This window comes from Pirellulaceae bacterium, assembly GCA_029243025.1.
GTDB lineage: Bacteria > Planctomycetota > Planctomycetia > Pirellulales > Pirellulaceae.
Genome location: JAQWSU010000006.1, coordinates 52,590 through 75,598 on the forward strand (window position 1 = coordinate 52,590; position 23,009 = coordinate 75,598).

A 23,009-nucleotide genomic window follows, 5' to 3' on the forward strand; every position below is an offset into this window, starting at 1 on the left:
ACTCATTTCCAGCTAGGCTTGAATCGCCTTGAGTACACGACCATGAACATCGGTTAAACGTCGGTCGATTCCATCGTGCCGGACGGTCAGGCGAGTGTGATCAACTCCCAATAAATCGAGAATAGTCGCATGTACGTCGTAGACCTGAACTGGATTAGTGCGATCCAGAGGCTTGTATCCCCATTGATCACTCTCACCGTAAGTCACTCCACCCTTGACCCCCCCACCGGCCAACCAATTTGTGAACACGTACGGATTGTGATCTCTCCCCGTCTCGCTTTGAGAAGAAGGTAAACGACCAAATTCGGTAGTCCAAAGGATAATCGTATCCTCCAACATGCCACGTTGCTTCAGGTCTTTGATTAAAGCCGCAGCACCTCGGGACATCCCCAACGCAAGCGGACCATGATCGCGTTCAATGTTTTCATGCGAATCCCAGTTCCGACGAGGGAACGAGTTATCATTGCCTGACCAGATCTGCACAAACCTGACCCCGCGTTCCAGTAAACGTCTGGCGGTGAGACATTTCCGACCAAAGTAATCGGTTTCCTCGATTTCATTAATCTCTGCACCGAACTTGGATCGGCCGTGATCAAGCCCATACATTTTCAGGATATGGGCAGGTTCGCGACTAATATCTAATACTTCGGGGGCCGCCAACTGCATGCGCGCGGCGAGTTCATAGCTGCGAATTCGAGCATCGAGGCGCGAGTCGCTGTCACGTTGACTGGCGTGTCGCTGGTTAAAACGTTCCAGCACGGTTCGTGTCGCAAGTTCGCTGCTGGGTGTCACATAGTCGTTTTCCGGGGGAAACAAATCACGAATCGGATAGGGTGTCCCTGGCCGGATCAAGGTGCCCTGATGCTGGGCCGGCAGGAATGCAGAACTCCAGTTTTTTGTACCATTCGAAGAAAACCCTCGTCGATCCGGCATGACGACAAAGGTCGGCAAGTTCTCATTGAGGCTGCCCAAGGCGTAACTGATCCAATTGCCCATGCCCGGAAATCCCGGACGCTGAAACCCCGTGGCCTGAAGATAAGTCGCCTGACTGTGTACACCCGTTTTACCAACCACCGAGTGCAAGAATGCCATGTCGTCGACGCACTCTCCGAGTGGAGCCACTATCTGGCTCAACTGTTTTCCCGACTCACCGTAGGGCTTGAATTTCCAGGGGGATTTGAGCCAAGGGCCCAAACCGTTTTGAAAAGCTTCGATCGGCTCACCAAAGTCAGACTGCTCACCATGATGCTTTTCCAATGCTGGCTTGTAATCAAACGTATCAAGATGACTCGCAGCGCCACCCATAAACAGCTGAACCACTCGCTTGGCTTTGGCCGGATGGTTCAACGCAGTCAGCCCCGCACCCTGACCGGGCAACGGTTGGGACTCGGCATAAAGTTGGTCCTGAGACAACAAGGCTGCGAGTGCAAGGCCGCCAAATCCGTGAGCTGCCTGCGAGATCACTTGCCGACGTGATAACTTGTCTAAAATCTCCGGATCGACCAAGTGCGAATCTGATTTCATATTTATTTCACCTCGGATGACCGTCACTACGTTCCGGCCCAGGATTTCAGTCCACAAACAGAAACTCATTCAAGTTAAAAATCACCCGGCAAACATTCGCCAAGCCATGCTCGGTTGCTAACTGAGTGAGCGAATCACGCTCGTTTTCCTCTGGATCACGATTCAACGCTAACTGGTAAGCTAAATCCACTTGCGCAGGAATGGTTGATCTTTTTCGAGCAAGTCGATCGGAAAAATCCTTTGACATCTGCACCATGAACTTGTTGTTCATTAAGGTCAGCGCCTGGATTGCCGTGATGGTTGTGTCCCGCTTGGCAACTGATTGTGAGGGATCAGCACAATCGAGCGTCTGCATGAAAGGCTGCTGCTGCGATCGCACGAGAAAACGATACACGGAGCGGCGATGAGTTCCAGGATCACTAGGATCGTGTTTGTGATACTCGTAGTGCGGTGAGTGCTCGGGACGTTCGAGCACAAAATCGCGAAATCCGGGCCCGTACATATCCAGCCTCAGCTTTCCGCTCACCGAAAGCACAGAATCTCGAACCACTTCTGCTTCCAGCGATCTTCGATTCATTCGCCAGAGGAAACGATTACCCGCATCACGGTTCTCATACTCAGGAATACTCCGAGTACTCTGGCGATAGACGCTACTGGTGACAATCAGCCGATGCAGCTCCTTCCAACTCTGCCCCTGATCACGGAACCAGACAGCCATCCAGTCCAATAATTTGGGATGGGTCGGCAACTGCCCCATCCGTCCAAAGTCATTGGGTGAATCGACGATGCCTCGACCAAAATGATAAAGCCAGACCCGATTAACGATTGATCGCCAGGTAAGTGGATTGTCATGGCGAACAACCCAATCAGCAAGCGCAACACGTCTTTCGCCCTCGGAATGGTCCGGCTCCAGCGAAAACCGCCAATTGTCTTCAGCTCGAATCGGAATCGTTCCGGGACCGACCGACTGGCCCGGCTGTGTGACTTCTCCCCGTATCAGCAAATGAATGTTGCGAGGCTTCCCACCGAGATGCCCACGGCCTCGAAACGCACCACTTCCCGTGTGGACCGTGCCAACATAGATACGTTGCTGCTCAGGCAAAGCTTTCAACTGTTGCTGATTGGTGGCAATCATTTCCCCAGCAGTCAGGAGTTGTTCGGAGAGTTCAACGTCCTTCACACGATCGAGCAACTGTTGGCGATCTTGTATCAGCGAAGCCAATTGACTCGTCACATCCTTATCCGATCCAACACCACGGTAGAAGCCGTCGACGAGATTAGCGCGTCGCCACCTGGCCGGAGCTTCGATCGAATCGAAAGCAGAGACTTGAGCTTTTGCGGCGATGTTGGTGCGATCCGAGCCCAACACCATCATTTCGCCCAAAGCCAAAATGTAGTCATTTTTCCGCAACGCTAATTTCGTGGCAGTAAATCGGATGTATTGGGCATCGATGGAGGCAAAGCGAAACAACTGCGGATCCGTACCCGGGTTGGCAAGATCCCTGCCTGTCTGATCGACCAACGTCACCACGTCCTGTTTGAACTCGGGATCATTAGTCGCTTGAATACGAAACCGAAGCGGAAAGCCAAAGCCCGCACCAATCCCGTTGAAGTCGTCATGGCTGCCGACAACAATCACCTGTTCGAAGCTTTTCGCCTGCCCCAAGTCAACTTGGACCCATTTCACTTCATCAGCTTTCGCCGCAATCTGACTGTGATACCCAAATTCAGCGCGAGAATCTTTGGCCTGTGCTGCTCGCAACTCAGCGATGGCTTCATCGAACCGCTTGAGTTCACCACCGGCGCGAGTATGGAGTTCCTTATTCAACGCATCCATACGCTGTTGGAGCGTTTTTTGTTGCAGCATGAGCTCCCGACGTTTTGCTGCAATTTTCGGATCGCGATCATAGGTGCGATCGGCTCGATCTAAGGCTGCAAATACTGCCTGCAGACTGTAGTATTGCTCCTGAGTTACCGGATCAAATTTATGATTGTGACAGCGAGCACATTGCACGGTTGAACTCAGAAAGGTGCTCATCGTTGATGAGACCATATCGTCACGATCCAGGTTCCTTGCGACCTGGCCATCGATCTTCTCCTCCGGGACCTCTGCATGACCGATGAAATCCCAAGGGCCTGCAGAAATAAATCCTGTTGCCTCGATTCCATCACGCAAATCGGGCCAAAGCACATCACCAGCTAATTGCTCACGAACGAAACGGGTGTAGGGTTTATCTTCATTGAAACTGCGGATCACATAGTCTCGATACGGCCAGGAGTTGGCTCTCAACTTATCTTTATCGTAGCCGTGGGTATCCCCATAATGCACGACATCCAACCAGTGACGAGCCCACCTTTCACCGTAGCGCGGCGACTCCAATAACTCGTCTACCACGTGCTGGTAAGCACCAGGTCGATCATCTTTCATAAATCGGTCAACCGCTTCAGGCGAAGGCGGCAAACCAATCAGGTCAAAATAGAGACGACGAATTAGCGTCCTTCGATCGGCCTCGGGCGCTGGCAACATCGATTCCTGACGTAAAGCCTGGTAGATAAATGCATCGATGGACGTCCTCGCCCAGCTTTGGCCAGCCGCATCAAGCTCTGGCACGGCTGGTTGCTGCAGAGACTGCAAAGACCACCAATCAAAATCGGTAACGCTTGATTCACGAATAGTGAACTCATCCGGCCATTCGGCTCCAGATTCAATCCACGCTCGCAACGACGCGATTTGCTCTTTATTAAGCGCATCCGCATCTTTCGGCATCTCCGGGTTTTCGCCACGGATCATTTCCAGCAGCAGACTTGAAGCCGGATCATCAACGTTGATAGCAGCGCCACTGTCACCACCCTTACGCAGACTTGTTACGGTAGCGAGTGAAAGGCCACCCTTTGCATCTTGATCGTTGTGGCAGCTCAGACAATGGCTCGCTAGAATTGGCACGACCTGCTCTTCAAACACCCTCGGATTGGCCAGCGCTGTAGCCGCAGGAAGCCAAATCGCCACGAACAGAACAAGCAACTGCTTCGTCATCAATCGCCCCGTCGTATAACATGAGGTAAAAAAGTAACAAACGCCTGCCGCATTGCCCTTCATTGTAACCTCATTGAGGTCTCGTTAAAAATGCGGCCCGCTCGCCAAGCACAGGAAGCTTACCGAAGCGACTGTTATGATAGGCTTCTTATTCACCCGTTGGACCCACTAATCAATAAAAGGGGGGGAAATGCGTCACAGATTGACCTTTCTTTTTGTCTTGATGACTTGTTTCGCCTGGCGAATGACGGCTCACGCTCAAAATCAACGACTGCGTCCCGAATTCCGACCGATTGTTGATAACGCGGAATTACCACGGGTCTTGCTTCTGGGAGACTCGATATCAATCGGCTACACGCTGGGTGTCCGGGAACAAATGCGAGGTCACGCAAACGTCCATCGGGCGGCCGAAAATTGCGGACCCACAACCCGCGGGCTAAAACAACTGGACAAGTGGCTAGGCGAAAAACAATGGGACGTGATCCACTTTAATTTTGGACTTCATGACCTAAAATACATGAACAAAGACGGGAACCTGACCAAAACGGAAACAGGACGAGTCCAGGTACCACCGGCGGAATACGAGCGCAATCTTCGCGCACTCATTCGTCGATTAAAGGAGACCGGTGCCCAACTCATTTGGTGTTCTACGACCCCCGTGCCCCAAGGCGCACTCGGTCGCGTTGTTGGCGATGCAAAAAAGTATAATACGATCGCGATTCAGGTTGTCCAAGATGAATTGGGTGAGGATTGTGCCATCAACGACCTTTACCAATTCTGCCTGCCCCGACTACCGGACATCCAACGACCGGCCAACGTTCATTTCACACCCGCCGGATCAAACGCTTTAGCAACACAAGTCACCAAGAAAATTCGCAAACGACTCAAGAAACCAGATTGACGTTTCTGCAAACAGCGATCAATGCAATCCGCTGAGATTCCCATCCGCGTCATGGTCGACATGAATCAGCTGGCCCTTGTTGTCCAAGCTGCGCCGCCCCGCCTCGAGGATTGCCGTCACTGCCAAGGTGTCATGAACGGTCGCAAGTTGGTCACGAAACGAATCCACTGCCGCTCGTTGATTGACAACCGAAACGGCAGCCTGGACAAACGCTTCAATACTGCGATATCCGTATCCTTGCTGACCCACAAACTCACCGTTCGAATTAGAGGCATACTTCATAAACAGCGGGTTCGGAGAACTGTATCCGTCCGAATCAGTCGCCAATGCGTAACCCCGGTGAGCCTGATCAACCGTAACCTCCCCCTGATGAGTCGCAAAGAAAAAACGTTGCTGCGAATGCACATCACTGCTGGGCGCAATCCAACTGGAGGTGTAAACCGCAGTCGCTCGGTGGCCAGTCGACAAAAGTCGCCAATCGACGGTTAGTGTGATGGTATCTTCCGTCGCCAAGCCGGCTTCCTGAGCCACGCCTGTAGACGCTGACGCATAAACGCGAAGCGGTTGTGCACAGGCACCCACTGACCAAACGTGGAAATCGATATGATGAGCGTTGAGATAGTAACTAATGTCACTCGATTTCCCTGCCCATGATCGGAACGTTTGCAACTGTGATTTCGGTTGACTCATGTAAGACGAAAAAAAACTGAACTCACCCAATTGACGGACTCGATCACGAGCGTCGGAGTAGATCGGATCCCAGCGTTTGTGAACTTCCATCGCCACTAAGACATTCGCCTGTTTCGCTGCTGCTGCCAACGTCTGATGTTCGTGAACCGTTTTGACGATCGGTTTGGCAATTAAGACATGACAACCGGCAGCGACGGCATCCATCGCAATCTGAAAATGGGTGTCGTCCGGGGTGAAGACAATCACCACATCTCCACGGGACATCGTCGCCAACGCGCGCTGATAGGCTTTTGGATCATCCGCAACGTCTTCGCCCGGAAAGCTCTCGAAGTCCGTCGAAAGATTGTTGTAAGCGTCGCCAATGACTCGCGCTAAATGCTGCCGAATGCTGGGAAATTTGCTTCCATTTGTGCCAACCATTTTCAATGAATTCAACAAGCCGCGCTGGCGCAGGTCAAATAGCGTGAGCGCAACCACTCCCGCGCTTTTATCAGAATCAGCAGCCGCGCCATGCACGAAACCTGTTGTGTATTCACCCGTCCCTACCATCAATGCATTGATTTTTTTCACGTCATCATCCTCAGTTCTTCTAGGAGGACGTTCGCGATCGTCCGGCAGTCCTGATCTTTTTGAGTTGTGCTTTCATCGCGCGTAGCCTTTCAGGATGCTGCTTTGCTAAATTATTCTGTTCCCCAAGATCATCGGCCAAATTGAACAGCTGAAACGATTTGCTCTGTACTCCACGACGTTTCCAGGGAGCAACAATTTTCCAGTCGCCGTCACGATAGGACAACGAACTTGTACCTTGAATGACAAGTTGCGATCTTCCTTTGGCCTTCCGTTTTCCGAGCAATGCGTCCGTGATGACAAGGCTGTCAGGAAATTTTTTACCAATCGGCTGATCCACCAGATTCGCCAAGGAAGCGGGCAAATCGACTAAGCAAACAATTTCCTCAGAGACAGCAGGCTGAACTTGTTTCGGCCAACGAACAAGAAACGGGGTACGTGTCCCCCCTTCATAGGGGCTGTATTTCCCTCCGCGAAGCGGACCGGAGGGTCGATGTCCATTCAAATCTTCAACGGCACGATCTTGATAACCATCATCCAACACAGGACCATTATCACTACCAAAAATAACGAGCGTGTCTTCGGCCAATCCCCGCTGATCCAGCGCTTTCAGGATTTGTCCAACTTGCCAGTCGACTTGCACGATCGCATCACCACGAATGCCGCACTCGCTACTTCCTTGAAACCGAGGATGAGGTACACGTGGTACGTGGATGTCATGGAGCGAAAAGAAAAGGAAAAAAGGCTCCGACTGATGCTTGTCGATAAACTTCACGGCTTGCTCGGCAAACCGGTCAGCCATGTCTTCGTCGACCCAGCGCGCTCGATGGCCGCCGGCCATAAAACCAATCCGGCTAATGCCATTTACAATCGAACTATTGTGTCCATGACTCCAATTCATTTTCAATGAAGCGCGATCAGTCTTACCCGTCGGTTGGCGATCGGGGTTCTGCATCGATACCGTAATGGGATCATTGGGATCAAGATCGACAACCCGATGCCCTTCGACGTAGACACATGGAACGCGGTCTCCTGTCGTGGGCATCAGATAACAATGATCAAAACCGATCTCGAGGGGCCCCGGCTTCAAGTCGCCATTCCAATTAGGACCCGGTTTTTCACCCAAGCCCAAATGCCATTTGCCAACAATTCCGGTTGCATATCCCGCGTCACTCAGCATCGATGCCAACGTCGGTTGACCGGGCTGAATTAACGCCGTTGCGTTGGGCGGCGCGATGCCAGTCCCCGGAATTCGCCAGGCATATTGTCCGGTTAACATCGCAAAACGGGTCGGCGTGCAGGTGGCAGCGGGTGCATACCCGTCAGTGAATCGAACACCTTCTCGGGCAATCCGATCAATATGAGGCGTCTTAACTCTTGTCGCACCGTAACATCCTACATCCCCGTAGCCAAGATCATCGGTCAAGATCAATACAATGTTTGGTTTATCAGCAACAACAGGTGATGCCATAAAGTTGGCGATGATCAAACAGCCAAAACTAAGAACTGCAGCAAAGCGAATCATGGATGTCTCTTTCGGTCTTGTGCAACTTAGGATGAAGGGCATCATCTCGTCCGCAAAAGCCAGGCGGACCATCTTAGTTTAACGCCTATTCGCAATATTGCAGACCACTGATCGCTTGATTTTGACCGCGAAACCCTGGCTCAAGGAAAGTGCTGATCACGGAAGAAAGCATCGCCTCTCATTCTTAACATTTCCACAACGCAAAAGATGAAACGACTCCTTTCCGGGAACCGTGCGTAAATCAACGGCTAAACTTGCAAAACTCGGAGGATCTGCAGGGTGAGGTCGACACGACACAAAATTTGTACGACTTACGGTGTTCAACTTTGACTGGTAACGGAAACGACTCATCGTAGAACCACAGCAAGATGACGGTGAAACGATCAATCTCTTCCGGTGAACTGCCTTCCACAACCGTTGACATCCAATGGCAAGCAAGCGGCCAAGAAAAGACACAAATCGCTCCAGTAGCAGTTCGACACGAGTCTCATGTACCCCACGTGAAAACAACAGCCGACACCAAGCCGATCATTCAGATCGAACAAGAACATTCATCGCTCAAGAATCAATCTTCTCGATTCGGCGAATATGGCGGCCACCTTCGAAATCCGTCGTCAACCACGCGTCCAAGATTTGTTCCACCGTCGACCACTCCGTCAATCTCGCACCAATGGAGATCATATTCGCGTTGTTATGTCGTCGAGCTAACTTGGCCGTTTCAACCGACCAACAAAGTGCGCAGCGAATCCCATGGATTCGATTTGCCGAAATCGCTTCGCCGTTTCCCGATCCGCCCAAGACGATACCCCGATCGCATTGCCCCTCCGAGACAGCGATCGCTGCCGGGCGAATGAAGTCGGGATAGTCTACCGACTCCGTAGAGTCGGTGCCCAAGTCTCGTATTTCATGCCCCTTGCCAACCAAATACTTTTTGATCCGCTCCTTGTATTCAAACCCCGCATGATCAGACGCAATGGCTATTATCATCGTCGACACGTATTCCCCATCGTTGGGCGCTTTAATGGCAGTTTGCAAAACCAGACTGGAGGGCAGACGAAGGCGATTTTACGGCATCATCTCTGGGCTCGATCAGGCCGTCCGCTTCGGATCACCCCGGCCATCCGAATTTTGCAAGCGTAAGGCAGCCAATCATGAGCAGTCAAGCGGTCAGAAGTCAAGTTATTGGATCCCCACGACCCACTGAAAAAAAGCTGATCCGCCCCAATTTCCTCTCAGACCGAGACGAAAGAAGTCGGAACGGTCGCTGGGCGTCAACTTTAGTCCGTTCATGATGTCCCAAGCAAGGCCCATCCGACTCTTCTATCCGCCCAGCCTCTTGAAATGGCGATGGGCGATTTGAACCCTTCAGCTCAGAGAGACAATCTGTCAGATGGCCTGAGCATTCCCGGAAAGAGCCAATTCTGGTAAATCAAATCTCGATCCCACCTTCCGAGCATTGTGTTATGCATCGGACTGTCTTACCATCGCTGGTCGGAGGTACGAAAACAAAAGTCGTAACATGGAGGAGAATAGTTGTGAAGAGTGTCTTGATTCTTTGTACTGGCAATTCCTGCCGCTCACAAATGGCCGAAGGTCTTTGGAATCACCTGGGTAAAGACGCATGGCAGGCATTCTCCGCAGGATCAGATCCCGCCGGATATGTCCACGAATCGGCCATCGGGGCGATGCACGAACAGGGGCTCGATATCGCTTCCAATCGCAGCAAAAATGTGAACGAATTCCTTGAGCAACCAATCGATCTGGTTGTTACCGTCTGTGATAATGCAAAAGATTCGTGCCCAACCTTGCCGGGGGCAACCACCGTATTGCATTGGCCATTCGAAGATCCGGCACACGCGACCGGATCGGATGAAGAAAAAATGGAGATGTTTCGTCGGGTGCGCGATCAGATTTCAGATCGTATTGCTTCCTACCTGAACGAAGTCGATGCGAGCTAAGTGAATTATCGTTGAAGGAATCTCAACCGAGTCATTGCCAAACTTATTCCAAGCCGCTCTTGATGATAAGGGGACGATCATTGGTCCGAAGATCGCATGTTTTTTATTGGGCTGCAGTTTTCGTTTTGTCTGCCACCCCAGTCCCGTCGTCCCCGGCCGCAGAAAAACCGTCGCGCCCAAATATTTTACTCATCATGCTGGACGATTTGGGGTTTTCAGATCTTGGCTGCTACGGCGCCCCGATCATTAAAACTCCAACCATCGACTCGCTGGCAAAGCAAGGCCTTCGTTTTTCTCAGTTCTACAACACATCAAAGTGCCATAGTTCGCGAATCTGTTTGCTGACGGGCAAGTACCCGTTCCAAGCGGGCAATCATGCGATGAACAAGGCGGTGACCATTGCCGAAGTACTCGGACCAGCGGGATATTTCACGGCCATGTCAGGCAAATGGCATCTCAAGGGTGAGCCGACTGAACGAGGATTTGACCGATATTTCGGCCATCTTTCGGGGGCGACAAACTTCTTTACCGGTGACAATTCGTTTCGTCTAAACGGAATGCCGTGGTCAGATTTCTCAGAAGACTTTTACACAACTGACGTCGTCACCGACTTTGCTTTAAAATTCGTCGACGAGTCACTTGCACTCGACAAGCCGTTCCTGATGTATGTGGCTTACAATGCCCCCCATTATCCACTCCAGGCGCCAGAGGCTGATGTGCGCAAATATCGACACCAATTCCTCGGTGGATGGGATCGATTGAGAAATCGGCGGCATCAAAAGATGAAAGACGAAGGGCTGATTCCCGCTGAACTGCAGTTGTCACCGCGACCCGATTATATCCCTGCTTGGAACCAACTCAGCGAAGAAGCAAAGAACTGGGAAGACTTTCGCATGGCCACCTATGCAGCCATGGTCGATCGTGTTGACCTCAACCTAAATCGCTTGATCAAACAACTGAGGGATAAGGGAGTCTGGGAGAATACCTTGCTGATGCTCTGTTCGGACAATGGCGCGTGCCCGTTTGAGCGGACGCGAGGCCGAGAAAAAAAACCCTGGGATCCAGCTTCCTATTGGACCTACGACGTGGGCTGGGCACACGTCGGTAACACGCCATTTCGCTGGTACAAGCAAAACCAACACGAGGGAGGTATTTCCTCGCCGCTGATCGTCCATTGGCCGGAAGGATTGAAAACCGATCCGGGTACCGTGACGCATCAACCAGGACATCTGATCGATTTACTTCCAACCCTTGCTGAAGTTGGCCAAGCAAAAATCCCCTCAACAAAAGGAAATCGCGAGCTTTCGCCAGTTCAGGGCAAATCCTTGATGCCAATCTTCCAAGATAAGGAACGCGAGGGCCACGACTGGATTTACTTTCACTTCAATGACAATCGGGCAATCCGTCGCGGCAACTGGAAACTCGTATCGGCCGAGTGGGGTCGCTGGGAACTGTATGATCTATCCAAGGATCGCAGCGAACTGCACGATCTTGCCGGTGAATTCCCTGAACGGGTCGACGAACTGAAACAACTGTGGCACCAAGCAGCAAAAGAGATCGACGGGGTGCCGAAACGACTACGCCGATCCGTCAGCGATCGGCAGCCGACCTTCCCACCCGGACAAATGACCCAACGGCCCCGAAAAACAAGTGGCGAAACGAAGTAACGAAATTCCCCGGGGCTGCCATCTCAAACTTGGCAATGCGCGTTTTACCCCCGAGTCTGCGGTTGACCATCTCTGAGTCGTGCGTCATCTTGGTCGATTCCTTGGCGTTCATTCCCAGCATTCAACCGATTGCCCGCTTGTCAGAAGACCCATGTCGCTCGTTAGCATCAATGACGTTCAGATCGGATTCCGCGGTCCACCGCTCCTTGACGGTGTCAACTGTCGCATTCAACCGGGACAACGGATCGGTTTATTGGGTCGCAATGGGGCCGGCAAAACGACCCTCATGCGAATGCTCTGCGGTGATGTCCAACCGGATCACGGCGGGATTGTTCTAGCTGCCGATACACGAGTATCCCTGCTGGCGCAGGATGTGCCGCGAAGTGTCGAAGGCACCATCAAAGAAATCGTTTCTCAAGGCATCGACAGCGACGATGTTGATGACGCCTGGGAACAGCAACATCAAGTTGAACAAATCTTGTCCCGTATGTCGCTCGATGCAGATACAAAATTCGCTCAACTGTCATCAGGCATGAAACGGCGGGTTTTGTTGGCAAAGTCACTTGTGCGAAAGCCTGACCTGCTGCTTCTCGATGAACCCACGAATCACTTGGACATTGCATCCATTGATTGGCTCGAACAATTTCTAGTTCGCTGGCCCACGACTTTAATGTTTGTCACCCATGATCGCATGTTTTTGCGACACTTAGCAACTCGCATTCTCGAGATTGATCGTGGACAGTTATTTGACTGGTCCTGTGATTACGACACTTTTCTCCAACGCAAAGAGGCAGCGTTGGCGGCGGAAGAGAAACAAAACGAGCTGTTTGACAAGAAACTGGCGCAGGAAGAAGTCTGGATTCGGCAGGGTATCAAGGCACGCCGTACCCGAAATGAAGGTCGCGTGCGAGCGCTAGAAAAAATGCGACTCGAACGCAAAGAACGCCGCGGCCATGCTGGCGTTAGTCAAATCCAAATTCAAGAAGGTCAGCGAAGTGGAGCACTCGTCGCTGCTGTCGAAAAAATCAGCTTTCAGTACGATGACCGGCCCATCGTAAGCAACTTTTCTACGATGATCATGCGCGGAGACCAGATTGGCATCATCGGAACCAACGGCGCAGGAAAAACTACCCTATTGAAACTACTGCTCGGTCGATTGGAACCGCAGACCGGATCCGTTCGCCTCGGTACCAATTTGCAAATCGCTTACTTCGATCAGTTGCGAGAACAGCTCAATGAAGAGCAAACGGTTCAAGACAACGTGGGCGATGGCTACCAAAATGTGCAAATCAACGGGCGATCCAAACACATCATTGGTTATCTCCAGGATTTTCTCTTCTCGCCCGAACGTGCTCGAACTCTCGTCAAGTTTCTCTCCGGCGGTGAACGCAATCGAGTGATGCTGGCAAAATTATTTGCCAAGCCCGCTAATGTGATCGTGCTTGATGAACCGACAAATGATCTCGATTCAGAAACTCTTGAACTGTTGGAACAGCGATTAGTCGAGTTCCAGGGAACTGTGCTTTTGGTTAGCCACGATCGGATGTTCTTGAACAACGTCGTCACCAGCACGATTGCAATCACCGACAATGCCGTGAAAGAGTTCGTCGGGGGATATGATGATTGGCTGAGACAAACACAAAACCAATCAAGCTTGGCCGACGCCGACAACACAGAATCCGCCAAGCCCAAGAAGGAACGCAAAGCAAAACCGAAAAGCAAACCGAAAAAATTGAACTACAAGGAAACACAGGAACTCGCCAAACTCCCAGCATTGATTGAACAACATGAGCTGACCATCGCCGAACTCCATCAACTCATGGCCGATCCCGCTTTCTATCAGCAAACGGGCGATCTGATCGCCCAATCTCAAAATAAGTTGAAAGCAGCCGAAACAGAACTCGCCAAAGCATTCGAACGCTGGGAGTATCTGGAACAGATCTCGAACGAGTCCTAACCGGTTCTACCGGACTGCCTCAGTGGCAATCTCAATTGGCAGTGAGAACCGGCCAGTCGACTCCCTACAACGAATTGAGCACATTCAGTGTGTCCGCAAGCACCGTTTCAATTAACTTGATGCCACGCGGGTCCGACCACCGGATGCCGAGTTCCTTCATCAGCTTTTCGGCAGTATCAAGTCGCAGATTCGCTTGCTTTCCCGATGCGAATCGTTGCAGCACCTGCTGGGGAATCCCTGTTGTTTTTGCAACACGACTGATGTTACCGCTAGCCAACAATCGGTCTCTCAAATGTTCCGTCAAGCAACTCATCCGACACCAAGCCTCTCTAATTCTTTTTTCCGGTTGCAAAGATCTCGCTCCAAGGCCAGTTAGACCATTTTCATAATAGAACGTCGCATAATCTCATTCAAAACAACCTGCCCAAATCCGAGCCCCCTCAGCTGCCCATGAAAATCCGTAACTGACTCAAATCACTCTAGTTAGCAACTCAATTTCCGCTCCGATCCGCAGATCAAGTTCCGCGAAACTTGTCCGGCAGCGGCGAAGACAACCGCTGCGGTAAAAGAGCCGACCTACACGTTTCAGTGTTACTCGTTGATTGTCGCAGCAAACCCTCAGGATTGTCGCAGCAAACCCTCAGACGACGACCTCCACCGCCGGATCCCTGTCCGGATCCCTGTCCGGATCCGCCATCCAAGGAGACAAAGCCCCGCCTGGAAACCGAACAGAAGAGCCCGTAAGCGTCCGTCCTCGGAGCAATTAAAAGCGGATAACACTTCGGTGACAAATACGAAGTGCGTTCAACAACTCTGATATACTTGCCATCAGTCGTGCCATGTGTTTGATACGAGATACGAGAGAGAGGGATGCGAAAATGAGAATTTTGTCAGGTCGAGTCGTTATTTACTTGGCATTCATCACCCTCTGCTCATCGGCATCGGCAGAGGATTGGATACCGATGTTCAATGGAAAGACACTGGAAGGTTGGACCCAAAAGAACGGAACTGCGACCTACGTCGTCAAGGACGGGACGATTGTTGGCAGCACCAGCGAGGGCAGCCCGAACTCGTTCCTCTGCAGCGTGAATGAATATGGCGACTTTGAGCTCGAGTTCGAAGTGAAGGTTGATAACCAATTGAATTCGGGCGTTCAAATCCGATCTCAGACGAAAGACGAACCCGGTAAGAATACAATTTATCAAACAGGCCGTGTGAACGGCCCCCAGGTAGAAATCGAAGCGAGTGGAAACAACGGCGCTGAAGCCGGCTATGTTTATGGAGAGGCGACTGGACGCGGCTGGCTGACACCTCCCGATCGCCTGAAACCTCACAAGCATTTCGTAGATGGCGAATGGAACAAATATCGGATCGTTGCTAAGGGGCCACGAATTCAAACCTACATTAACGGTCAAATGATCGAAGACATCACCGACGATGCGATTTACAAAACTCACCCCACAGGATTCATCGGCCTACAAGTACACGGCATTGGCAGGAACAGCGGCCCGTTTCAGGTCGCCTGGCGAAACCTAAGAATCAAGGACTAAGCTTTCTTTGAAAGCACTTCTTATCGAAGCGAGAACAATATTTTCTGCCGAGCAACCTTTGCAACACAATTCACACGCTATTTTCCCCAAGGAGATTTACAATGTTGTCGATTCCCATAGGTCGAAAGGCTCGCCTATGTGACGGAATTTCGCGTCGCGATCTACTTCGCGTCGGGAGCTTGGCGCTTGGTGGCTTAACGCTACCCCAAGTCCTGCAAGCCGAATCCCAAGCAGGAATTCGCAACTCGAACAAAGCGGTCATCATGATTTACCTGGTAGGTGCGCCACCTCACCAGGACATGTATGACTTGAAACCACTGGCGCCCGTCGAATTCCGGGGCGAATGTCGGCCTATCCCCACCAATGTTCCAGGAATTGAGATCTGCGAGCTGATGCCTCGCATGGCTCAGATCATGGACAAGTGCGTCCCTCTGCGATCGGTACACGGATCACCCAATGGAGCCCATGATTCGTACATTTGCTACACAGGTCGAGCCAAACAAAATGAGCCTCAAGGCGGCTGGCCATCCATGGGTTCGATCATTTCGAAGCTACGAGAATCGCAAGGCGAAACCGTCCCACCGTTTGTCGGCTTGGCACCCGATGCAGGACATCCACCCTATGGTTCGCCGGGGCTACCAGGTTTCTTGGGCGTGGGCCATGCGGCATTTCGACCGACAGGTCCGGCAAGTCAAGACATGCGATTAGCGACGAACTCAGTTGACCGTTTGGACAATCGTCGCAATCTGTTGCAAAGTTTTGATCGATTTCGCGAACAAATTGATCAAAATCGACTCTACGAAGGACTGGATGCGATTACGGAACAGGCACTGGGAATCCTCACTTCCAGCCGACTTGCGGAGGCCTTAGACCTTTCGAAGGAAGAGACGAGGGTCCGCGAACGCTATGGCAAAGGCAGTACAAAGCCTGTCGCCGATGGGGCTCCACGCAATCTCGAACATTTCTTGCTGGCAAGACGTTTGGTGGAAGCCGGCGCACGTGTTGTCACCTTGAATTTCGGACGTTGGGATTTTCATTCGCATAATTATCGTGGCCTCAAAGAGACTCATCTGCCCTTGTTTGATCAGGGACTTTCCGCCTTGATTGAAGATCTTCATGAACGAGGCATGGCCGATGACGTCTCGGTGATTGCATGGGGTGAGTTTGGCCGCACGCCTAGGATTAACAAGGACGCGGGTCGAGACCATTGGCCACGCGTCGGGGGCGGACTTCTCGCCGGCGGTGGATTAAAAACTGGCCAAGTGATCGGTGCGACAGACCGCATCGCGGGAGAAATCGCCGATCGGCCCGTCCACTTCGGAGAGGTGCACGCCACGCTCTACCATCAAATGGGAATCCGGGCAAATCAAACGACCGTACCCGATCTTAGCGGGCGACCAAGATATCTTGTCGACGGGTATGAGCCTTTGCCAGAACTGATCTGACCCCTGGCGTGCTTTTATCACTAACCAACAGCGGCTTGGTACAACCCCAGTCCGAGCCTGTTATTCCGAATCTGGCGTCGATTCACCTGACAAGGCTATTTGTTCTTCGGGGGCTTGAGCGACCAAGCGTCTCCGGCTGTAGAAAAAATAGAAAACCAAGCAGGCCAATAGAAAAACGACCGTTCCGATCACGCCCGGAATATACTCTTTGACGGAGAAGCAGGCGCCCAACGCGACCAGCGAAAGCAGCCCACCTAGAAGGGCCCCGGGAATGCCAAGCGGACTGCGATAAGGACGAGGAAGATCCGGACGTTTAATCCTCAACACGATATAGCTGAGCATCACGAGGGCGTAGGAAATGACCGCACCAAAGACAGCCATATTAAGCAGAGCCGCCCCCACGGTCCGTTCTTCGAACAGGTGAATTAAAGTGGCACAGGCAAGTCCGATGACCGCGCCCAAGATCAATGCAGTTTGCGGTGATTGCCAACGATTCACCAAGGAAATCCAGCGAGGGAAATAACCGGCTCGCGAAAGCGAAAACAAGACTCGTCCATAGGCATATACGATCGTGTGAAAACTGGCGATCAAGCCCGTCAGGGCAATCAACGTCAACAGAGAACTCGTCACACCCGTTCCCATCACGGCAACAAAACCATCCGCCAACGGTGCAGCGGATGCCCCCATCGCAGCCGCTCCTCCGCCGACACCCGTATTCAGGACAAGGGTAAATAATGAGAACCCGAGCAGTGTAACGATCCCCCAGATCAATGCCTTCGGCATATCGTTGACAACATCGTGGGTTTCTTCCGCCGCAAGAGGTAATTGTTCGATCGCCAGATAAAACCACATTGCAAACGGCAGGGCGGCGAATACACCTTTCCAGCCAAATGGCAGCCAAGTTGCAGACTGACCTTCTTCGGCCGGAATATTAAAGAGTAATTCCCATTGAAAGGCGCCGCTAAAAATTGCAGCCACATAGAACACGATCAGGACCGCGGCGGCCAACGCTGTAATGACCAATCCAACCTTGAGGGTCAGTTCGACGCCGCGAATATTCACAGCCACGAAAAATGCGTAGGCGATGAACCACCAGACAAAAGGCATCCAGCGAGGCGCCTCTCCCACTCCGAAAACAAGCGTATTGAGATAGCCACCGATACCCACAACGATCACAGCAGGTGTAATCACATACTCGATGGTATCCGTCACTCCACAAACAAATCCGGCGGTCGGCCCCAGTGCGTTGCGAACAAAGGAGTAAAAACCCCCTGCATAGGGCAACGCTGCGGACAATTCGGCAATGCTGAATACCATGCAGACGTACATTACCGCCATCAACAAGGTCGCGATGGTCATCCCCCAAAAACCGCCGGCTGCGAGACCAAAGTTCCAGCCAAAATAGTCCCCAGAGATGACCGCGCCGACCCCGAGTGCCCACAAAAGTTTCCAGCCCGCACGTTTTTGAAGTTGCCGATCTTCGAGATATTTTTCATCGACGTTTTCGTAGCGAGCAACGCCGCTGTCCTTGCGATTCATACTGCGAGGTCTTCCTATTCGGGTGTCACGTAAGCGGCGGTAATTCCACCATCGACCTTAAAATCAGTACCGGTGATGTACGATGATTCGTCCGTCGCCAAGAACAGGGCCGCATTCGCCATTTCCTTGGCTTGACCGAATCTTCCGGAAGGAATGTGGACAAGGCGTCGTTGTTTCTTTTCGTCGGTGTCTAAAAACTTCATCAATAATTCCGTGTGCAAAGGTCCCGGGCAGAGCGAATTGACGCGGATATTCTCTTTCGCGTGCACGATGGCCAATTCGCGTGTCATCGCCAGCACCCCGCCTTTTGACGCAGTGTAAGCGATTTGCGGCGTCGCAGCTCCCATGATCGCAACGAACGAGGCCGTATTGATCACCGATCCACCACCGGCACGACGCAAGGCTGGGATGCCATATTTGCAGCCGAGAAATACGCCTTTCAAGTTAATCGACATCGTCAACTCCCAAACATCATTCGAAGTCGATTCGGCGTTGCCATCGTCGCTGTGCATGATTCCGGCGTTATTAAATAACACGTTCAACTGACCGAACTCTCGTTCCGCAACTTGAATCATTTGCTCGCTATCCGATTCCAGTGAGATATCCGCGCGGACGAAAATGGCCCGACCACCCGATTCACAAATCTCTGCTGCTGTTTGTTCTCCGGCATCTTCTGCCACATCAGCGAGTACCACCGCGGCACCTTCTGCGGCGAAGAGCAATGCGGACTCACGACCAATACCGCTGGCAGCCCCGGTGATTAAGGCGACTTTGTTTTGCAATCGCATGACGACGAACACTTTCTATGGATTGATCATTGGTGTTTGTCCAAAGTCGATCGAGCAACCTTGGATTGGCGAACCACTTCATCGAACAAGTTTTGCTGCGATACATCATTGACTGCCGTCAACTCAGGATGCCATTGGACCCCGATTAACCAGCGATGACGATTTAATTCGACCGCTTCGACAACGCCATCCGGCGCGGCCGCCGTCACCCGCAACGTCGAGCCCAGCTGATTAATTGCCTGGTGATGCCACGACATGGTCTGCACCTGCGTCGTTTCCAGAACGCGAGCTAAACTCGAATCCGCCTCGATTTGAACCGGATGAGGTGTTGGCTTCCGAGGCGGGGCACGATGAGCCAGCCCTTCGCCGTAAATTTCTGGTAAATGAGCGTGCAACGTGCCTCCCAGGGCCACGTTGACGATCTGCAAACCCCGGCAAATAGCCAACGTCGGCAGCTGATTTTCAATCACCATTTGGGCCAGTTGCAACTCGGTGCGATCACGATCATGATCGACCATATAAACTTCAGGGTGCTCCTGCCCACCGTAACAAGCCGGTGCAATGTCGCCCCCCCCTGCCAAGATCAACCCATCGATGCAGGCCAACAACTCTGACACATGGGATTCGCCGGGCGCGATTAATAACGGTACACCGCCAGCTCGTCGCACTGCATCCACGTAGTCGACGGGCAGAGTCACCTCATCCTGCTCATTCTTGGCGTAAGTAGTGATGCCAATTAATGGCCGATTGGGCAGGTTCATCAGATACGTTCAAAATACCTTCGAAGTTCCCAATCGGTGACGGCTTTGTCGTAGGCCAGTTGTTCCGTTTGGAAAAAATGCGAGTAGTGTTTCACGACCTCTTCACCCCACGTCTGCTTGGCAAAATCACTTTTTCTAAAACGGTCCGTCGCTTCTTTGAGCGTGGCTGGGACGTGCGCCGCATCGGCCGCATCGTAGGCATTCCCCACAAACTCCGCCGGCGGTTCAATTTGGTTTTCAATGCCATACAGACCGGCCGCCAAGGCACCGGAGTAGGTCAAATAGGGATTGCAGTCGGCGCCTGGGATGCGGCATTCGATTCGCAGGCTATTTTGCTTGCCCACGATGCGGAAGCCAGCGGTCCGATTATCGCGTGCCCAAGCCAATCGGGTAGGTGCCCAACTCCCCACCTGATATCGCTTATAGGAATTCACTGTGGGAGCCATCAAGACCATGAGCTCAGAGGCCTTTTCAATCCAGCCTCCAAGGAACCAGCGAAAATACTCACTGCACTGCACACCGGCAAAGTCGCAATCGCCCTGAAATGCATTCGTACCGTCCTTCCAAAGACTCACATGTACATGACAACTCGAACCTGCCTCATCCGCATCGGGTTTCGCCATAAAGGTGACACTCTTGCCGATCGATTCGGCCGTTTCCTTGGCGCACTGCTTGTACAGCAGATGCCGATCTGCCATCTCCAGCACGTCGGCATAACAGAGGTTCAGTTCATGCTGGCCCCGCCCCCATTCACCCTTCGTACACTCCACAGCAATGCCAGATTTCTGGAGATTCCGGCGAAGCTCTCCATTGAAAGGTTCCTCCCGTGTCCCCTGAAGAATGTGGTAATCCTCGATGTAGTCACCTGCAGGGCGCAGCTTCCGATAACCTTGCCGCCAAGCGGTTCGATAATGGTTATCGTAAAGATAGTATTCGGCCTCCGAACCGGCCATCACTTGGAGTCCCAGTCGATCTGCCCGAGCTACTTGCGCCCTCAACAGGCTGCGAGGAGCCACCGAAACAGGCTGCTCATGATGATCGTACAAGTCGCAAATCACGATGGCTGTACGATCCAACCAGGCGGCTTTCCTGAGCGATCCAAAATCCGGCAACAAGTGAAAGTCACCGTAGCCGCTCTCCCAATTTGCAAACTCGTAACCGCTGACAGGTTCCATCTCCATATCGACCGTCAACAAATAGTTACAGCTGTGAGTACCGGACTTGGCGACTTGATTAAGAAAAAAATCGGCAGCACAACGTTTACCGACAAGTCGCCCATACAAGTCGGGAAACGCGACAACGACCGTATCAATTTCATCCTGTTTGGTAAGCACCGCAAGCGACTTAAGATCCAGCTTACCTCGTTGGTCATTGTCAGCCACTACCTTTAATCTCCTTGATTTCAACCGATCACAGAAACAAAAATTTTGTCGGTTCGATGAGCCATTGCCCAGACGACAATTGCCGGAAGTCAGTCTATTTCACTGGTTGAACGGGCGACGTTTTCGGCTTAATCGCCGGCACATCAAAGGGGCGCAACGGGTAAAGCTCAGAGGCTTCATGTTCCTCCATCATCATCGCCGTCATCTGTTCCGTCCGATTAGGATGATCCTCAGAAACATCATGTTCCTCGGCCACATCGCTGGCAAGATCATAGAGCTCAACTTTGGTGTTCCCACGGTTCATTTTGGTGCGAATCGCTTTCCAATCCCCGACGCGAATCGATTGCTGGCCACCATAACCGGAAAACTCACGATACAAAAATGGCTTGCTGGTTTGTTCTTGCCCCAGTAGAGCCGGCGCAAAACTCAAACCATCCGTTTCTTCAGTCGTCGTCTTCGGTGCGCCGATTAGCTCCAACACTGTCGGCGTCCAATCCTCGAAGCCACTCACATGATCCGAGCTTGATCCAGCTTCGACATGCTGCGGCCAACGAACAATACACGGAACGCGAATGCCGCCTTCATACAAGGATCCCTTGAGCCCCCGCAACTCACCCACACTCTCAAAAAAATCATAATCGACTTCTAGCTTCAAATGGGTTGTCCCATTGTCAGAACTAAAGATCACAATCGTATCTTCCGCCAAATTTAACTCGTCTAAAAGTCGCAACACATTACCAATGTATCGATCCATCCGAGTGATCATGGCCGCGTAGGCAGCACGCGGTGTGAAATGGGGCGTGTAGCCGTAACCTTCAGCGCGAGAAAATGGCGGATCCTTCCAACCAAGCACCAGGTACGGCTCGAGCTCCTCGTCCGGGACATGCAGGGCAACATGTGGAATGATGGTGGGATAGTACAAGAAAAAAGGTCGGTCCTTATTTTCACGGACAAATTCGAGCACCTGTTCGTTGATGCGATCCGGTGCGTAATCCTGTCCTTGGAACACGTCATAACTGTCCGGGTCATTCGGATCCGCGTCGGCAGATAAACTTGCGTGCCCGGGAACCGGCGGATTGTTATTGAGAGACACGCGAGTCTCGTTACTCCACAGATAATCCGGGTAGTAACTGTGTGCATGCCGCTGGCAGTTGTATCCAAAAAAGCGATCGAAACCTTGTTTGATTGGATCGCCCTCAGAACCGGGCCCGCCCAAACCCCATTTGCCAAAGGCACCGGTCGCATAGCCCCGTTCTCGGAGGCGTTCGGCTAACGTCAACTCGGCATCCGGGATCGGTTGCTGACCCTCTGGCTTTAGCTCTCGATTGTTACGAACCCAAGCATGCCCCGGATGCTTGCCAGTCATTAGCACACAACGAGACGGAGCGCAAACTGCATTCCCGGAATAATGCTGGGTTAGTCGCACGCCTTGCGCGGCCAACTCGTCCAGATGAGGCGTCTGGATGCGAGCCTGCCCATAGCTACCTAATTCCCGATAACCCAGGTCATCCGCCACAATCAAGACAACATTTGGCAAACGTTGATCACCGGTTGAAATCCGACTTGAAGACGATATTACGAATGTCAAAGCGATGAGCACGAATCGTATCACGGTTGCCCTCTTCATCTGATTTCCCACCCATGAAGGTCACTTACCAAATCTCAATCAGTCTATCACTACTTCGTTAGCCCGGCGAGCTGACCGATCGGTCACGGACACA

Annotated in this window: 17 protein-coding genes; 6 read left to right on the forward strand and 11 right to left on the reverse strand. The window is 52.1% G+C overall.

Annotated elements, in window-relative coordinates; genetic code table 11:
• Nucleotides 1–12: 12 nt before the first annotated feature.
• Both P8N76_02230 and P8N76_02235 read right to left on the reverse strand, forming a co-directional pair.
• Nucleotides 13–1,524: a DUF1501 domain-containing protein gene (locus P8N76_02230; GenBank protein ID MDG2380467.1), complete on the reverse strand. Its 1,512-nt coding sequence runs from the start codon at nucleotides 1,522–1,524 to the stop codon at nucleotides 13–15.
• Nucleotides 1,525–1,570: 46 nt separating this feature from the next.
• Nucleotides 1,571–4,621, reverse strand: a complete 3,051-nt coding sequence (locus P8N76_02235; protein ID MDG2380468.1) for a DUF1553 domain-containing protein — start codon at nucleotides 4,619–4,621, stop codon at nucleotides 1,571–1,573.
• 127 nt (nucleotides 4,622–4,748) lie between these two features.
• On the opposite strand from P8N76_02235, the gene P8N76_02240 reads away from it, so the two are divergent.
• Nucleotides 4,749–5,459 carry an SGNH/GDSL hydrolase family protein gene (locus P8N76_02240; GenBank protein MDG2380469.1) on the forward strand — a complete coding sequence of 237 codons (711 nt, stop codon included), beginning with the start codon at nucleotides 4,749–4,751 and terminating at the stop codon, nucleotides 5,457–5,459.
• Between the two features lie 18 nt (nucleotides 5,460–5,477).
• On the opposite strand, the gene P8N76_02245 is transcribed toward P8N76_02240, so the two are convergent.
• From P8N76_02245 to rpiB, 3 genes are all read right to left on the reverse strand, one after another.
• Nucleotides 5,478–6,719, reverse strand: coding sequence for a Gfo/Idh/MocA family oxidoreductase (locus P8N76_02245; GenBank protein MDG2380470.1), 1,242 nt, complete (start codon nucleotides 6,717–6,719; stop codon nucleotides 5,478–5,480).
• 19 nt (nucleotides 6,720–6,738) lie between these two features.
• Nucleotides 6,739–8,241: an arylsulfatase gene (locus P8N76_02250; protein MDG2380471.1), complete on the reverse strand. Its 1,503-nt coding sequence runs from the start codon at nucleotides 8,239–8,241 to the stop codon at nucleotides 6,739–6,741.
• Nucleotides 8,242–8,799: 558 nt separating this feature from the next.
• Nucleotides 8,800–9,228 (reverse strand): ribose 5-phosphate isomerase B, encoded by a 429-nt coding sequence (gene rpiB, locus P8N76_02255; protein MDG2380472.1) that lies wholly within the window; start codon nucleotides 9,226–9,228, stop codon nucleotides 8,800–8,802.
• Between the two features lie 548 nt (nucleotides 9,229–9,776).
• On the opposite strand from rpiB, the gene P8N76_02260 reads away from it, so the two are divergent.
• From P8N76_02260 to P8N76_02270, 3 genes are all read left to right on the forward strand, one after another.
• Nucleotides 9,777–10,199 (forward strand): arsenate reductase ArsC, encoded by a 423-nt coding sequence (locus P8N76_02260; protein MDG2380473.1) that lies wholly within the window; start codon nucleotides 9,777–9,779, stop codon nucleotides 10,197–10,199.
• Between the two features lie 62 nt (nucleotides 10,200–10,261).
• Nucleotides 10,262–11,866, forward strand: coding sequence for an arylsulfatase (locus tag P8N76_02265; GenBank protein MDG2380474.1), 1,605 nt, complete (start codon nucleotides 10,262–10,264; stop codon nucleotides 11,864–11,866).
• Between the two features lie 151 nt (nucleotides 11,867–12,017).
• Nucleotides 12,018–13,823, forward strand: a complete 1,806-nt coding sequence (locus P8N76_02270; protein MDG2380475.1) for an ATP-binding cassette domain-containing protein — start codon at nucleotides 12,018–12,020, stop codon at nucleotides 13,821–13,823.
• 64 nt (nucleotides 13,824–13,887) lie between these two features.
• On the opposite strand, the gene P8N76_02275 is transcribed toward P8N76_02270, so the two are convergent.
• Complete coding sequence (locus P8N76_02275) at nucleotides 13,888–14,136, reverse strand: helix-turn-helix domain-containing protein (protein MDG2380476.1); 249 nt, start codon at nucleotides 14,134–14,136, stop codon at nucleotides 13,888–13,890.
• A gap of 565 nt (nucleotides 14,137–14,701) precedes the next feature.
• On the opposite strand from P8N76_02275, the gene P8N76_02280 reads away from it, so the two are divergent.
• Nucleotides 14,702–15,373 (forward strand): DUF1080 domain-containing protein, encoded by a 672-nt coding sequence (locus tag P8N76_02280; protein ID MDG2380477.1) that lies wholly within the window; start codon nucleotides 14,702–14,704, stop codon nucleotides 15,371–15,373.
• A 101-nt stretch (nucleotides 15,374–15,474) separates the two neighbouring features.
• Complete coding sequence (locus P8N76_02285; protein MDG2380478.1) at nucleotides 15,475–16,818, forward strand: DUF1501 domain-containing protein; 1,344 nt, start codon at nucleotides 15,475–15,477, stop codon at nucleotides 16,816–16,818.
• 60 nt (nucleotides 16,819–16,878) lie between these two features.
• Here P8N76_02285 and eat read toward each other — a convergent pair whose 3' ends face one another.
• From eat to P8N76_02310, 5 genes are all read right to left on the reverse strand, one after another.
• Complete coding sequence (gene eat / locus P8N76_02290; protein MDG2380479.1) at nucleotides 16,879–18,357, reverse strand: ethanolamine permease; 1,479 nt, start codon at nucleotides 18,355–18,357, stop codon at nucleotides 16,879–16,881.
• Nucleotides 18,358–18,371: 14 nt separating this feature from the next.
• Entirely contained in the window at nucleotides 18,372–19,145 is a 774-nt protein-coding gene (locus P8N76_02295; protein ID MDG2380480.1) for a glucose 1-dehydrogenase, read from the reverse strand.
• Between the two features lie 26 nt (nucleotides 19,146–19,171).
• Nucleotides 19,172–19,906, reverse strand: coding sequence for a gamma-glutamyl-gamma-aminobutyrate hydrolase family protein (locus tag P8N76_02300; GenBank protein ID MDG2380481.1), 735 nt, complete (start codon nucleotides 19,904–19,906; stop codon nucleotides 19,172–19,174).
• A complete protein-coding gene (locus P8N76_02305; GenBank protein ID MDG2380482.1) occupies nucleotides 19,906–21,288 on the reverse strand; it encodes a glutamine synthetase family protein in 1,383 nt (460 codons plus the stop codon). Before P8N76_02305 ends, P8N76_02300 begins: the two co-directional genes overlap by 1 nt.
• A gap of 94 nt (nucleotides 21,289–21,382) precedes the next feature.
• Nucleotides 21,383–22,915, reverse strand: a complete 1,533-nt coding sequence (locus P8N76_02310; protein MDG2380483.1) for an arylsulfatase — start codon at nucleotides 22,913–22,915, stop codon at nucleotides 21,383–21,385.
• Nucleotides 22,916–23,009: the final 94 nt, after the last annotated feature.